The 15,187-nt window shown below is 66.3% G+C and carries 13 protein-coding genes; 6 read left to right on the top strand and 7 right to left on the bottom strand.

Features of this window, described 5'->3' with window-relative positions; all coding sequences use genetic code 11:
* Positions 1-352: 352 nt before the first annotated feature.
* Together VME70_08040 and VME70_08035 are read right to left on the bottom strand one after the other, a co-directional pair.
* Positions 353-1,132, bottom strand: a complete 780-nt coding sequence (locus VME70_08040; protein ID HTW20144.1) for a maleylpyruvate isomerase family mycothiol-dependent enzyme — start codon at positions 1,130-1,132, stop codon at positions 353-355.
* Between the two features lie 29 nt (positions 1,133-1,161).
* Entirely contained in the window at positions 1,162-1,755 is a 594-nt protein-coding gene (locus tag VME70_08035) for a TetR/AcrR family transcriptional regulator (GenBank protein ID HTW20143.1), read from the bottom strand.
* 155 nt (positions 1,756-1,910) lie between these two features.
* On the opposite strand from VME70_08035, the gene VME70_08030 reads away from it, so the two are divergent.
* Entirely contained in the window at positions 1,911-2,057 is a 147-nt protein-coding gene (locus VME70_08030) for a hypothetical protein (protein HTW20142.1), read from the top strand.
* A 192-nt stretch (positions 2,058-2,249) separates the two neighbouring features.
* Here the strand turns inward: VME70_08030 and VME70_08025 are convergent, their stop codons facing one another.
* From VME70_08025 to VME70_08010, 4 genes are all read right to left on the bottom strand, one after another.
* Complete coding sequence (locus VME70_08025; GenBank protein HTW20141.1) at positions 2,250-2,747, bottom strand: Hsp20/alpha crystallin family protein; 498 nt, start codon at positions 2,745-2,747, stop codon at positions 2,250-2,252.
* 38 nt (positions 2,748-2,785) lie between these two features.
* Positions 2,786-3,559 carry a TrkA C-terminal domain-containing protein gene (locus VME70_08020; GenBank protein ID HTW20140.1) on the bottom strand — a complete coding sequence of 258 codons (774 nt, stop codon included), beginning with the start codon at positions 3,557-3,559 and terminating at the stop codon, positions 2,786-2,788.
* Positions 3,560-3,949: 390 nt separating this feature from the next.
* A complete protein-coding gene (locus VME70_08015) occupies positions 3,950-4,969 on the bottom strand; it encodes a cytochrome d ubiquinol oxidase subunit II (protein ID HTW20139.1) in 1,020 nt (339 codons plus the stop codon).
* Entirely contained in the window at positions 4,966-6,306 is a 1,341-nt protein-coding gene (locus tag VME70_08010) for a cytochrome ubiquinol oxidase subunit I (GenBank protein HTW20138.1), read from the bottom strand. Before VME70_08010 ends, VME70_08015 begins: the two co-directional genes overlap by 4 nt.
* A gap of 1,144 nt (positions 6,307-7,450) precedes the next feature.
* On the opposite strand from VME70_08010, the gene VME70_08005 reads away from it, so the two are divergent.
* From VME70_08005 to VME70_07995, 3 genes are all read left to right on the top strand, one after another.
* Entirely contained in the window at positions 7,451-8,149 is a 699-nt protein-coding gene (locus VME70_08005; protein HTW20137.1) for a response regulator transcription factor, read from the top strand.
* A 136-nt stretch (positions 8,150-8,285) separates the two neighbouring features.
* Positions 8,286-10,586 (top strand): bifunctional diguanylate cyclase/phosphodiesterase, encoded by a 2,301-nt coding sequence (locus VME70_08000; protein HTW20136.1) that lies wholly within the window; start codon positions 8,286-8,288, stop codon positions 10,584-10,586.
* Between the two features lie 557 nt (positions 10,587-11,143).
* On the top strand, positions 11,144-11,497 hold the full coding sequence (locus tag VME70_07995) for an STAS domain-containing protein (protein HTW20135.1): 354 nt from the start codon (positions 11,144-11,146) through the stop codon (positions 11,495-11,497).
* 454 nt (positions 11,498-11,951) lie between these two features.
* Here the strand turns inward: VME70_07995 and VME70_07990 are convergent, their stop codons facing one another.
* Positions 11,952-12,713, bottom strand: coding sequence for a GAF and ANTAR domain-containing protein (locus VME70_07990; GenBank protein HTW20134.1), 762 nt, complete (start codon positions 12,711-12,713; stop codon positions 11,952-11,954).
* Positions 12,714-13,274: 561 nt separating this feature from the next.
* Between VME70_07990 and VME70_07985 the strand changes: the two genes are divergently transcribed.
* Together VME70_07985 and VME70_07980 are read left to right on the top strand one after the other, a co-directional pair.
* Positions 13,275-14,528, top strand: a complete 1,254-nt coding sequence (locus VME70_07985) for a GAF domain-containing protein (protein ID HTW20133.1) — start codon at positions 13,275-13,277, stop codon at positions 14,526-14,528.
* Positions 14,525-15,160: a response regulator transcription factor gene (locus VME70_07980; protein ID HTW20132.1), complete on the top strand. Its 636-nt coding sequence runs from the start codon at positions 14,525-14,527 to the stop codon at positions 15,158-15,160. Before VME70_07985 ends, VME70_07980 begins: the two co-directional genes overlap by 4 nt.
* Positions 15,161-15,187: the final 27 nt, after the last annotated feature.

Here is a 15,187-nt window from a genome sequence, read left to right as displayed (position 1 = left end):
CCGTGCACGTCGGACTCCACAGCGGCGAGATCGACCGGGCCTGTGGATCGCTCGCCACCTACGTCATCGACCACGCCCTCGCGGTCGATGGACCGATCCGTGAGTACTACCTCGTAGGGACCAGTGGCGCACGGAGATCGGATGGCCGATCTTCCACACCGCCGGACCGACCGACACGTAACGCTCACGTCCGGCCTCACCTGAGCGACGACAGACCACTCGTTCTGGGTCTGGCTCGGACGGCCAAGCGATCGCTAGTGACGGTTGGGTCCGCCAAGACATCTGATCGGGCCGCCAGGCCTTAGGCAGCCGGTAGGCGAATGCCCGAAGGTCCTTTTGGTATGCCCGCCGGTCAGAAGGGGACGTGGGTGGCGAGCAGACCCTCGCCCACGCCGCGTCCCGTCAGGAGCCTGCAGAACTCGACAGCGTCGAGTTCGAGCACAGGCGCATCAGACGCGGGGCCGGTCCCCCACTCGCCGCCGGCCGGGCTGGTGAGGGTGAGCCGGTAGGGGCGGCCGTGGCGTCCGGCCCACTCGCGCACGACGTCATCGACGATCCGTCCGTCATGGTCGGGGGTGAGGCGCATCGCCGTGCCGGTCGCGGCGGCAATGTCCGACCGGTGCATCCAGGTGTCGCGGGTGAGGATGACATCAACCAGGTAGCCGAGCGACCAGCTCTCGGTCTCCCGCCCGGCGGCGTCGGCGTGCGACTCGATGCCAACGAGGCGACGCAGCGGGGCGGGAGTACGGCGCCGGCCGCGCGCCGCCCGCGGCCCGACCTCGGCCATGGTGGCGATCAGCTCGTCCGGGGACTGATGGGCATGCTTGGCGACCTGCAATGCGGCGAGGGCGTCGATAAACAGACCCCCCTGCCGCTTCGCGGCGCGCATCTGGCGCATCTGCTCGACGGGCGAGGCGGCGAACTCCGCCATGCCGACGGTGTGGCACACCATCTTGCGCACGTCCCAGCCGGCGCAGCACGTCGGCGCTTCCCACTGCTCTGGCGTCAGGTCCCGCAGGTGCGAGGTGTAGCGAACGTATTCCTCGGCGGCGAGCCGCATAGCGGTGGCCCGGTCGAGCGCCGGGCGGCGCCGGCTCGGGGTCGGCGTGGTGGTGATGGCGGTGGTCGACACGAGCGGTTCCCTTCCATCGTGGGTCGCGGTCATCGCCGGGCGGCGGTGCCGTGGGTCCGGGTGAACATGGCGATCAGGTCGGGCAGCGCCGCGGTGAACTGGCCGGTGTCCACGTCGGAATCAGGCCCGTTGGCCAGCTGCTGACTGATGACACCCGAGATGAGGATGAGCCAGTCGCGCAGCACGATGTCGGGGTCAGCGCGGCGAGCGATCAGGCCGGCCCGTTGCAGGTCGGCGAACCAGTCGCGGGTGGCGGCGACGAGGGCGACCGCCGGCGCGTAAGCCTGCGGCGATGGTGTGAACCCCGGCACCGGCCGCCAGAACAGCAACTGCGCATAGATCGGATGGGCCAGACACCAGGCGGCGAGTTGGCGCGCGACCGGCAGCAGCATCGACTCCAGCGGCCGGTCCCCGACCGGCACCGCGTACGATACGGACGCCTCGTCCATGATCGCCCGCGCTCCCCGCTCGAACAGCGCGTCGTAGACCGCGTTCTTCGAGGGGAAATAGCCGTAGAGCGACGGGGGGCGCACTCCCATGCGGCGCGCGACCTCACCGAGAGACAGCCCCGCTACGCCCTGCTCGGCCATCACGGCCATCGACAGGTCCAGGATCTCCGCCATCGACTCCTGCCGGCGACGCTGCCGGCGATCCAACGGCTCCGGGTCAGCTGCCACGACCAGGAGTTTGTCCTAACGGTAGTAGGAGGTCAAGTATCAGTTCGTTCGGCGTCGGCGAATGCAGGTCTCGCGGGTCGCCGATCGCGCGTCGGATTAGCGTGACGCTCTCGCTGGCAGTCGCGGCTGGGGTCGAGGGTGAGGTCGCGGAGCAGTTCGCCGTCTTCGGTGATGGCGCCGGGGTGACGCCGACGCCGAGTTGGCAGCGGTACGGCAGGTCCGCGAGCGGCTACACCGGCTGTGGCTGAAGGTCGGCGAGGATGACGGCTCGACGAAGCCGTCGAGGTCATCAACGCGTTGTCGGTCGACTGCGACGATGCGCTACTCGAGCTGAGGAAGAACCACTGTCGTGGGTTCTGCAGCACATCCTGCCTGAACTGCACCAACGCCGCCGCCTACCGGGCCTGCCAGGCGCAGACCCGCTTCCTAGCGACGGTTGATCAGTGGATCTCGATCTGCCTGTGCTTGGTGCCCTGACTCTTCGGGACGCGCACATGAAGGACGCCGTCGCGCAGCGTGGCTTCCACATGCTCCGGATCGACGCGCTCAGGGAGGGAAACTTCATAGAAGAACTTTCCGCGCACGATCGAGCGATGGCGTAGCCGGCCCTTCGGCTCGGTGACCCGCCGCTCTCCGGTTACGGTCAGCCGTTGGTCCACCACCTCGACGTTGACGTCCTTCTTGTCGATGCCCGGAAGTTCGATGTCGATCTGGTACGCGTCGTCAGCCTCTTCGATATCCGACAGCGGCGTAAACGCTTCGCGGTCGATGATCGCGGAGATGTCCGGCCAGCGGCCGTCGAACAAGCCGGAGAACTGCTGGGTCAGCCGCATGAACTCGGTGGCGGGATCCGACCGGGTGACCTCGCCCTTCCTGCGCGTGGTGGCTGGAGCCGTCATCGCGTCACCGCTGTTTTGGTTGTGTGCACCCTGAGCCATGCGCCGATTGTGCGCAGTGGGAAACCGGTGCGCATCCCTCAACCTGACGGCATGTCTGATCGGTCCGGGACCACGCTGGGCCGCTTCGGGGACCTACTCAGCACCGCATGCGCGTGAGCCTCGTCTCCCACGGCCCCACGGCGTCGGTCGTCGAGCTCGGCGAGGCGGTCCGCGTGACCGTACAGCATTACGACGTCTCCCGGGGCCAACAGCGTGGCACCGTCGGGGATGCCGATGTATTCTCCCGACGCGCGGAGCACGCCCAGCACGCGCACTCCCTCTTCCGGCAGGCTGAGCTCACGCAACGGCGTCTCGGTCAGCCAGTCGTCGGGCTGTACGCGGAGCTGACCAACGGTGTATCCGTCTCGGACACCCAGCAGCGCCGCGTAGTCCCGGATCTCCAGATCAGTCCAGCGACGGAGCAGGCGCTGAGCGAATCGGCCGAACTGACGATCCAGGTAGCCGCTGTGCGCGAGCAGGCCGAGCGCCACCAGCGTGCCGACGATGATCGCGAGCCGTTCCGCCGCCTGCCCCTGGGTCGCATGCGTGAACGACAGAAGAAGGGAGGTGATCGTGGTCGCAATTCCGGCGTTGCCGAGGATCACCAGGGTCATGATCACGCGGCGGCGGCCGGGCTCGTTGACCACGAGCTCCGACTCCGACGTGGTGAAGCCGACGCCGTAGTAGGCAGACCGCGACTGAAAGCGGGCGACGTCATGAGACAGTCCGGTCATCGTCAGCGCGACCATCGCTAGTCGGGTGATGAGCATGCCCAGCGCGACGATCACGAGCAATGAGGCGACGGCGATCATCGGTCCACCTCCGCGGGTCGGCGAATCTGTCGTACCCGGCCACGCGCTCCCGGCACCTCACTCGAACGGGTGGGGCTACCAGAACAGACGGTGTCGGCGGCCGGGCTTGCGAATCACACTCGCTGGCGGACGCACGGCGTGGTGCGCACGGAGACGGAGGCGCCGCAGCGGTCGACCGCGGATGTCGACATCGTGGTGGCAAGCCTCAGTACCGGGAACGAGCAGCGTGACGCACGGCTGCTCTCGGCCGGCTTCCTTGATCACGATCGACCCCGCCCGCTGGCGGATTGGTCGCCGACCCGGCCACACCTACCGAGATTGCGCGTCAGATGAGCGAGTTTCGCCCGGGAGGCGTCGAGGACCGTTGTGCTTCGGACGTCGAGGTGGGGGCTACCGTTGCGCCTCGCCACTTTCGCCGAGTAAGCCTCGCTGGGCAAGGCTATAGAGCAGAATCAGGGACGGCCCGGCGAGGACCACGATGGCGCCGAAGACGACCATCTCGGTGACCAAACTCGCGGTTGGTGCGGCTGCGGCGTGCAAGCTGAACGCTCCTGGAAGCATGCGGGGATACTGGGCCACGGCCCATGCCCAGAGCATCGTGGCGAAGGCGGCCGCGCCGATAACCCGGACGCCACGACCCGCGCGGACGGCGAGGAGGGTGAGCGCACTCAGACCGAGAACGCCCGATACGACCAGAAGCGCTAACGGGCCTCCGCCGGCAAAGTGATGAAACGTGAGGGAAGCGTGGGCATGTAGCTCGGTGAGCGCGGCCGCGCCGAGCCCTCCCGTCAGAGCACCGGTGACAAGCCCCCGAAGCGCGAAGTACCGGACCAGCGGACCGTCACCGCGCCGGCGGGCGTCCGCGGCCAGGTAGACCGCGGCGAGGAAGGCGAAGGCGACTACCGACAGCGCTCCGATGAGCAGGCACGTTGGCGTGGTCCAGGAGGTCACCCGGTTCCCCTGGCCATCAGCGGGCACCCGCCCGGTGACGATGGCGCCAGCTGCGGCCCCCATGAAAAACGGCGTGACCAGCGAGGAGAGCGCGAAGGTGGCGCCGGTGAGTTGCTGGAGGAAGAGCCGACGCAGCGGTTTGCGGTAAGCGAAGCCGGCACCTCGGAACACCACACCGAGCGCGACCAGGCTGAGCGGAACGAACAGGGTGGACGTCACGGCAGCGAACGCAGGCGGAAACTCGGTCCAGAACAGTACGAGCGTGATGATGAGCCAGACGTGGTTGGCTTCCCAGACCGGCGTGATGCTCTCGTCGATGAGCCGACGGACGGGCTCACCTCGCTTTGCGCCGCCCGCAAGTAGGTCCCACACTCCGCCACCGAAGTCGGCCCCTCCGGTGATCGCATAAGCGGTGAGGGTGACCCACAGCAGCGCGGCGGCCACGTCGACGGCGATCACGACCGCTGCCCGACCCGGTCAGCTGGCTCGCCTGCAGACGGGCCATAAGGGACGTCCCTGTTGTCGACTGCTGCGGTTTGTCGCCACCGTCGCCGGAATGCCAGCAGGATCGCAACGGTAGCTATTCCCAGCACCGCGTAGAGGGCGATGATTGCGGTCAGCGTGCCGGTCAGCCCACTGGTGGTGGTTGCGGCCTGGCTGGTCAGCATGACCTTGTATACGATCCACGGCTGACGCCCGACTTCGGTGACCACCCAGCCGCATTCCATCGCGACTACCGCGGCCAGCCCACTCAGCGCCCCACCCCAAAGGAACAGCCGACTGCCGGGTAGGTCGCGCCGACGCCACCAGCTCACCGCCGACCAGGCACCCAGCACCAGAAGCCCGAAGCCGATCAGCACCATCAAGTCAAAGGAGAGGTGGATGAAGGAGACGAACGGCGCCCGGCCCGCAGCCGGGACGCTGTCCCATCCGACAACCTTTGTATTGGGGCTGAACCCGACCAGCAACGAGTCGAGGTCGGGCACTTTCAACGCTCCGGTGACGTGACCGTTGACGAAGACACCGCCGAGGTACTCGGAAACGTGCCGATGGGTACGGACCACGTACTCCATCGCCGCGAACTTCAGCGGCTGCTGATGCTCGACGGCGCGTGCCGCGGTATCCCCGACGAAGATCTGCAGGGGGGTGCACACCCCGGCAATCGTGAAGGGCACCAGGAAGCCGAGCCGGTGGTATCGGTCACGTCGACCTCTCAGCAGGCCGACCGCGTACACCGAGGCCACCAAAAACCCTGTGACCATGTAGGCGGCCAGGATCATGTGCGGGACCTCGTAGTAGGTCGCCGGATTGAAGAACACCGCGACCGGGTCCACGTGGGTCAGCCGGCCATGGGAGAGCTGGAATCCAGCCGGCTGGTTCATCCACGAATTCGCTGCTACCACCGACCAGGCACCGAGGCTACCGGCGACGGCGACCGGCACGCCGGTGCAGAAGTGCGGCCAGCCAGACAGCCGATCCCAGCCGTAAAGATAGATCGAGACGAACACCGCCTCGAGCAGGAAGAAGATCCCCTCGATGCTGAATGGGATCCCGATCGCCCCACCGAACCGACCCATCAGGCCGGGCCACAGCAAACCCATCTCGAAGGACAAAACTGTGCCGGTGATCGCGCCGACGGCCACCAGGACCGCCATCACCTGCGACCAGCGCCGAGCCAACAACAGCGCGGTCTCATCCCGTCGGCGCAGCCCCAGATAGTTCGCGACCAACACAACCGCCGGAAACGCCACGCCCAGGCAGGCCAGCACGATGTGGAACGCCAGCGTGAAACCCATCTGGCTCCGCGCCTGCATCACGTCGACGCCTACTGCAGCAATCACCCCGAAGGCCAGGGCGTGCGTGGCACCACGAACCAGGTGTTCCCACGCACCGCACCTAGCACGCCGCCCACCGCTGAAATTAGCTGAGAGAGCTGACCGACCATAGAACGGCCAAGAGCGACGCTCGACTCACGCCTCGCCGGCTGCCCCTTGATAACGCCGTTGCAGCTCGGGTCGCCGGCACGATTCCGCCAAACTTGGTCTGTCCGTCGGTGACTCCGTCGTCGACGTCGGCCTGGCGCATCCAACAACGCACCGACTCCGGTGAAATGTCGGGATCAGCCGCGACCTCGTTGACGGTCAGATCGCCGCGGCGAACGACCGTGACCACATCACGCTTGACCTCCGACGGGAACCTCTTCGACATAGCGACCTCCTTCCCGAGAGCCCGCTTCCCTCGTAAGAAATGTCAACCGAACGCGCAGCAGACCCCTCGGTCGGCGGTCAGGTCGTGGCGTTTGTCAGTGCTGGGCAGGGCCTATCTGCCCTTGAGTTGTCTGTGCCTGTCGACGAGTCTGTCAGGCGTGGCTCCTCACTTTCGCGCGACCGAAGCTTCGGACGGCAGCTGGGCATGTATGCAGGACACGGGGATCATTGATACTCACGCCAATTTCGATCTGGCGCTTGAGCATCTGTGTGGTCTGACCGACTGCGGCAGCTCAGCTCATCTGTTCATCTACCCGTACGAAGAGCAGGTCATCCCGCAGGTCCGCTCAGTCGCGCGAGAACCAGACTCCGTAGCGGGCTAGTAGTCCAAATTCTTCACCAGGTCTCCGACCGACCAGCCGACTTCCCCGTGTGCAACACATCCGAGCGCCGTGACCCTGCCAGCCGTCGCAGCACCCGGAGGGCCTCGCCGACACCTTCGAGGTCGTTGGAGACCGTGCCCTTCCGATGACACCGCCATGCCGATCGGTGACGATGACCTGCCGGACTCATGACACCGGTCACGGTCCGCGGCGGCTATCCGCTATGCGCCGAGCCGAACACTGGTACGGCGTCGTGCGCGATGCCGATGCCAAGGTTAGGGTCCAACGACCGACAACCGAGGACCAACGTCCCACCGCCGGAAAGCCAGCGCTGGTCGATGGAACCGGCTATGGCCACCACCCGAGTCCCGATCCAGCTCTGCGAGCCGGCCGCCGAGCCGATCAGCGTGTTCATTGTCGATCACCACGAGGTGTCCAGGCGCGGGTTGCGGCGGATCCTCGAAGGTGCCGAAGGTCTTCGGGTTGTTGGCGAGGCCGAGAGCACGGCTGACGCTCGCCGCAACGCGGCGCTGTCACGCGCGCAGGTGGTGATTCTCGAGCCGCAGAATCCGGACGGCGCGGGCATGAAGCTCTGTGACGACCTCCGATCGGTCGACGGTGGAGGCCCGGCCGTACTGGTCCTCACCGCCTCGATCAGCGACTCGACCGTAATGGATGCCATCCACGCAGGGGTGCGGGGATACTTGGTGAAAGACGCCACCAGTGCCGAGATCCTGCTCGCGGTCCGTGCGCTAGCCAGCGGCGGGTCGACGTTGAGCGGGCCGGCGACAATGCGCATGATGAGCCGCCTGCGGGAGCACGGAGAGACCCACTCCAGGCTTCAGTTGCTTTCGGTGCGGGAACGCGCGGTGCTGGACCTGCTCGCCGACGGCCTGAGCAACCGCGAGATCGCGACCCGGCTAGCCGTGGCGGAGAAGACCGCGAAGAACAACGTCTCGAACGTGTTCGCGAAGCTCGGGGTGCGGACCCGGACCAAGGCCGCGATGATCGGGCTGGAGGCCCGGCGCTCCACCATCGCCGGGATCTGAACCAGCCGAGCATTGCACCGCAGGCTGAGCTCGGGGTTCCGTTAGCCCGTTTGCCGCTGATCCTGCGACCAAAGGTCAGGGGCGCGGGACCAACGCCCTCTAGGCACCGGGACGTGCGCGGTCGACCATTCCACGCATGTCTGTTACCTGGGTGCAAACCTCCTCCTTCACCACGCGACGCCCTTCGCTGGGTCGCAGCGCCTGGGCGTGGTATCTGAGCGCGGGCGCTGTCGCGATCACCGGGTACTACTCGCTCGGCCGGGCCAGCGCGGGTCAGGCTGCGGTGATCAACGCGATCAACTTCACCTCGGCGATCTGTGCGGCGCTCGCCGCTTGGCGCAGCCGGGGTACCAACCGCACGGTCTGGATTGCGCTCGCGGTCGCGATGCTGCTCTCTTCCAGCGCCAACGTGCCCTACTACGCGTACCCGCTCGCGACCGGCCGATCGCTTCCCTTCCCCTCGGTGGTCGACCTGTGCTGGCTCGGTACCTACCCGTGCTTCGGCGCCGCGCTGTGGGCGCTGGCCCAACGGCGGCGCAAGTCCGACCGGTTAGGTGACGCGCTCGACGCAGCGATCCTCGCGGTCTCCGGGGCTGCGCTGACCTGGCAGTACCTGATCGCACCGATCGTGCGCACCTCGATGCCGCTGCCCGCGCACGTGGTCTCGGTCACCTACCCGGCGATGGACCTGATGGTGTTCGCGCTCCTCGCCCGTTTCGTCGTCGCCAGCGGATGGCGCAACGGTGCGCTCGGAATCCTGACCGCGAGCTTCATCTGCCTGCTGTTCGGCGACAGCGTCTACACCCTCCAGCTAGCCGCGGGCACCTACCACTTCGGCGGCGAGCCGGACGCGCTGTGGATGGGCTCCTACCTGCTCATCGGGGTCGCTGCACTGCACCCGCATGCCCGCACGGTCACCGATCACCGGCCGGTGCCGGGTACCCGCCTTTCCCGCGAGCGCGTCGTGTTCCTGTGCGCGGCGGTGCTCACCGGCCCGGCGATCCTGGTCCTGCAACCCTCGGTCAGGATCGTCGCGTCGCTGACCAGCGCCGTGTGTTTCCTGCTCGTGATGGCCCGACTCGCCGATCTGAACAAGCAGCTCGCCGAGGCCGGCGCGCAACTCAAACGGCGCGCGACCACCGACCCGCTCACCGGGCTGCGCAACCGGGCTGCTTTCTACGACCAGGCCGCACGCAGCATCAGGAACCTGGACGGTCTCGCCGCTGTGCTGTTCATCGACCTCGACGACTTCAAAGACGTGAACGACTCCCTCGGGCACGCCGCCGGCGACAATCTGCTCAGCGCCGTATCTGCCCGGCTGGAGTCGGTCATACGACCTAGTGACCTGATCGCACGCCTCGGCGGCGACGAGTTCGCGGTCCTGCTCACCGGGCTGGAAGGCGAACGTGCCGCGATCGCCGTCGGCGAACGAGTCGTCTCCGCGCTCGGCGCACCGGTCCAGCTCGACACCACCACCGTGCAGGTCGCCGCCAGCGTCGGTCTGACCTTCCGCTCCGCACCCGCGGACCTCGACGACGTGCTCCGCGAAGCCGACATCGCGATGTACCACGCGAAACGCAGCGGGAAAGGACGCGTCGAGCGTTACACCACCGACCTGGAAACCAACGCCGACGACGCCGCCCAACTCAGCCGCGACGTTCTCAACGCCGTCCGCCGGGACGAGCTCGTCCTCGACTACCAACCACTCGTCGACCTCACCACCGGCGCTCCCGTCGGGTTCGAAGCGCTCGTCCGCTGGCAACACCCCACCCGCGGGCTATTGCCCCCCGGGGCGTTCATCCCCGCTGCCGAGTCGACGGGAGCGATCGTCGACATCGGCGAGGCGGTACTCCGAAACGCCGGCCGCCAACTCCGAACCTGGCAGCAAACCCACCACCGCCCCGATCTCTACCTGTCAGTGAACGCCTCCGCATGCCAAGTCGAACGACCCGACTTCGTCACAAGAATCCGCCGGGCGCTCGACGACGCCGACCTCGCACCCACCGCGCTCGTCATAGAGGTCACCGAATCCGTCCTGATCAACCCGAACGGGATCGCCGCCGAGAACCTCCTCGACCTACAAAGCATCGGCGTCAGAGTCGCAGTCGACGACTTCGGCACCGGATACTCAAGCCTCGGCTACCTCGACCGACTCCCCGTCGACATCCTCAAGATCGACCGCACGTTCGTCTCCGGAACCGGCGGCGGCGCGCCCAACCTCACTATCCTCGACGGGATCGTCACCCTCGGAAAACGCCTCCGACTCGAAGTGATCCCCGAAGGCATCGAAGACCCCGGCCAGCTCCGCTTCCTTCGAACCCTCGGCTGCCACGTCGGGCAAGGATTCCTCCTCGGCCGACCAATGCGCGCCACAGAAGCCGACGAGGTACTCCAGACCACGTTCAGCCCACACGAAAGGGATCTGGCGACAGCCTGACTCACCGGGAAGACGATCCCTCGGATGCGCTGGCCAAGGCCATCATGGGCCACTAAGGTCAGAGCGATCCCGCCGACTCGACCGACCCGTCAAGCCGGTGGACAAACAACTCAGCCGGTTGAGCATCCGCCGCCAACAATCGGAGATGCCGAACCGCGGCATCAAGTGTCGAGTGGCCGTCGAACTCGATCAGCCCACGGCGACAACGCCAACTACCATCCGCCTGCTCCATCGCCCGGAAGAACCACCCCACCCGCACACCTTGTCCCACAATCGGCGGACCAGCAAAGGTCAACGGACCCCACCAGACAAAGGAGAAAGACCCGGACCGGAAGGGACTTTCGGCACCCTCACACTGCCCGCCTCACCCGCGGGCGGCGTTCCTAGCGGCCCAGACCCCGCCGCTGGGAACAGCCACCCGGAAATCGAGCGGCCGGAGCGTGCGGCCTCGCCCCGGGGCCGGTTCCCGAGCATTGCCGTCGAGGCGCGCCTTGACGGAGCCGCAATCGGGGGGTGAGTGTCACCCCCATCGCGGCCTAGGCGATAGTCGACTAGTCATGGCCGCCGACGCTGCGTCCTCGCCGTTCACGCTCAGCGTGGACACCAGCCGGTCGCCCGAACATCTCGTGCGACTGACCGGGGACCTGGACCTCTCCACCGCCCCTGAGCTCCGCACCCACTTATTGAACGCGCTAGGAACTCAGCAACTGGTCGCCGTCGACCTGGACGGTCTGGACTTCATCGACAGCACCGGCGTCGGCGTGCTCGTCGCGGCACTCAAACACGCACGTGCGCAGGACCGCGAACTCGCGCTGATCTGCTCGGCGGCCCGGGTATTGAGGACCTTCCAGATCCTCGGGCTTACCTCCGTGTTCCCGATCTACAACAAGGTCGACGACCTGCCCGGCTAGCGCGGGCCGCTCCGACGCGCTGGTGTTGCGTTCGTGATCTTGGGTAATGGCTCCTCATGACCGCCGAGCAACCCACCCCTACCGCCCTTTTCTGCCTCCTCGCGAAGACCTACCCCGATGTCCCAGCCGCGCAGCTGGCCGTGTGCGTGATCGAGGCTGATCGGGCCGCCGCTTGGTTCGGCCTGAACGGGCCGGCCAGGACGCGGATGGTCGAGCGGCTCGTCCAGTGCGACCTCCGCGGCAGAAACGGAGGGAGACAGTCACGCACCCCACGGTTGATACCGGCGCACCACGAACGGCGACCGACCACGCCTCGCCGGTCAGGACCCTCCTACGGGGCGGCCGGCTTCCATCACTAGTCCGGGTGCCGGATGCTGGCCGTTCCGGTCAACGCGCAGGTCGTGGTCGGCGATTCTTTCTCCACCGGCTCAGGTCGCAGCACCAAGTGACCGGACTATCTGGCCGGGGCAGGTGGTGGATCCAGCGTCCTGGCGATCACTTGCGCTGCGATCTCGTTTAGCTTGACGTTGTGACTGCGCGCGTGATGCCGCAGCGCCTCGAACGCAGCGTCCATGCTCAGCTGTCGGCGCTCGGCGAGCATGCCTTTTGCCTGCTCGATGACCACCCGACTGTTCAGTGCGTGCTGGAGCTGCTCGGCGAGCTCGACCACGCGGCGGTTTATGCGTTGGTGCAGGATCCCAATCGCCGCCGCCTCGGCTAGGAACGCAGCTTCTCGTTGAAGGGGCACTGTGGTCGCGGGCGCGATGTCGTAGAGGATTTCCAGCACGCCGATCACTTCCTCGCGTAGGCGTAGCGGTACGGCCAGAGCAGCCTGGAAGCCGCTGTCGCGAGCGGCTACGAGGTATTGCGCCCAAAGCGCTTGGTCAGCGCTGAAGTCGTCGAGGCTTACCGTGCGGCCGGATCGCATGCACTGCAGAGCTGGACCGTGGCCCTGCTCAAGTTCCGTGACTGCGAGTCTCCGGATCTTCTCGCTCGTGCTGGCCATGACGGCGAGCCTGCCCTGTTGGTCATCGAGCAGCACCACCGCGGCGGCTCCGCCGACCAGCCGTGTGGCCGCGCCTGCGAGCAGGTCGAGCTGGCCGACGAGGCCGTAGTCGTCGGTCAGGGTGTCGGTCAAGCGCAACACAGTGGCAACGATGGTGTCATCACCGCTATCGCCGTCCGCAGCCTTTGTGCCTTCCTGCTCTTGGCTCATTCGTCAGACCTCTTGTTGGGACCGGGTTCCACGTGCGTGGGGCCCGGTCGGTGCAGCAACGCAGTCTCTGCGTCGGCCAACCACCTCAGTGGGACTCGCGAATCGGGTTCGATCCGGACTGCCCGAGCGCAGCGCGATCCGCCGAGCAGGGTTTGCAACAGGGAGGCCGCACCGCCGCACCGCGCCCGGCCTTTCGTCGCTAGCAGGCACGAGCCATCGCTCAGGTCCCCATCAGGGGCTTGTGGCGGGCCTGCGGGTATGGGATGCCGACTCATCGACGGCGCGGTGTTCAGCCGACGGTCTTGGCGGTTGACAGCTGCGGGGTGCATTCCAGGAGTGCGCCCGCTGTTGCCGATGTCGATGCGCATCAATGCACTCTCGCGACTCGAAAGGATGCCCGTCATCCTGAGAACAGGCGAAAGTCCCCCCGCCAACCGAGCGCGAATTGCACCTGTGTGGATCACCCGATCGGGCGGATCGCGGCACCTATCTGGGTGAGATGGGTCCGGCAGCATCGGATAGCATCGGAACCGTTAACCCCCGCTTGAGCGGAGGGGTCCGATGGTAGAACCGGACAACCTGCACACCAAGCTTGCCTCGTTGCACGAGATCTCCGTCGAGATCGCCGCATTGCGAAACCTGTCACAAGTCCATGAACGCGCTCTGAACTACTGTCGGGAGCTAACCGACTCCGAATTCGCCTTCAGCGGACTGCTCCGCGAGACGACCGTTGGCCGGGTAGCCAACGGGCGAATGGAGGTCGGCGACCGCGTGATGGATGTGGCTGCGATCAGCGGGTTCCAGCCGAGCCCGGAGTTCTACGCACAATTCCACGTGATGTCCCTGCGCTCGAGCGTGGTCGGCGTTGTCATTCGGGAGAACCGTTCGTACAACTCCAATGATGTCGCAGCCGACCCGCACAGCGTCGGGCAGCCCGAAGGGCACCCGCCCATTCGCAAGTTCCTCGGCGTGCCACTGCGCTTGAGCGAGGACGCCATCGGCATGATTGGCGTGGCCAACAAGCCCAACGGATACGACGGCAACGACGAACAGCTGCTGTCGACCTTCGCGAATCAAGTGGCGGTGGCGGTGGACAATGCTCGTCTGTACGAGCGGCAGCGGCAGACAATCGCCGAGCTTGAGATGCTGCGTGACCGGCTAACGGAAGCAGAACGCATCCAGCTGCTCGGGAGAGAGCGAACCCGTATCGCTGGCGCGCTGCACGACCGAATCGAACAACAGATCTTCACGATCGGGGTTCGCCTAAACGGACTGCTGGAGGTCGAGCACATCGAGCGAGATGTCAGAGAACAGCTCGCCGAGACTCGCCGCATCGCCATCCAGACTGCTGACGAGGTGCGACGCGCGATCTTCACCCTCGCGGATGCCGACCACGGCGACGTGGAGCTTGCAGACGACGTGCGGACGATGCTTCGCGATGTCGAACGAACGACGGGCCTGCAAGCGCATTTGTCCGTGAGCGGCCGGCCGACCGAAGCCGTCGACCAAGTCCGCGACCTCGTTGGGCAGATCGTCAATGAGGCGCTGGCCAACATCGAAAAGCACGCCCGAGCCGAGAGGATTCTGGTGAGGCTCCGCTATCAACAGGATCGTGTTGACCTCGTCATCCAGGACGACGGGGTCGGGGCGTCTGAGCTCGTCCTGAAGACCTTTCCCGAGAGTCATCTGCACTTCGGGCTCCGCCACATCCGCGAACTGGTGATCGAGCGGGGCGGTGTGTTCGAGGCGGCAAACGGCGAGGAAGCCGGATTCGTTATCAGAACCAGTATCCCCTTCGATCGGGACGAACCGTGATCCGGGTAGCGCTCATTGATGACCACGAGATGGTCCGGGAAGGCCTGAAGGCCATCCTCGCATCCGACCCGGACTTCGACGTCGTCGCCGAAAGCGGCACCGCAGAGCGCCTCGGTGCTTTGGTCGACAGAACCCGCCCTGACGTTGTCCTGCTCGACGCTCGCCTGCCAGGGATCAGCGGTGCGGAAGCGTGCCGCCGACTCGGCGTGTCGCACCCTGGCGTCGCGGTCCTCATCGTGTCCACGTACTCCGATGACCAACTTGTCCACGAGTGCATACAGGCGGGCGCCCGAGGCTACGTCGTCAAGGACATCGAAAGGTTCGCGCTCAAACAAAGCATATGGGCCGTGCATCGCGGCGACGGAGCGGTTTCCCCGAAGATCGCGGGCAAAGTGCTTCAACGGATGCGCACTCCCGAGAATCCTCCGCGCAAGGCTCCGAGGATGCTCAGCGCGACCCAAGTCGAGATCCTTCGACTGATCGCGGACGGCTTTTCCAACCGCGAGATCGCCAAGAGGGTGCACTTGAGTGAGAACACGATCAAGTCCCACGTCCAAGAGCTCTTTCGGAAGCTCGGCGTCGGCAATCGAGTCGAAGCCGCAGTTCGTGCAAGCCGCGAAGGCTGGCTGTAACGGGCGCGCTCGTATCCTGCACAACCA

It is taken from the genome of Mycobacteriales bacterium (genome assembly GCA_035504215.1).
In the GTDB taxonomy this organism is placed as follows: domain Bacteria; phylum Actinomycetota; class Actinomycetes; order JAFAQI01; family JAFAQI01; genus DATAUK01.
The sequence above is the reverse complement of the archived record's forward strand: the minus strand, read 5'-3'. Positions and strand labels throughout refer to the sequence as shown.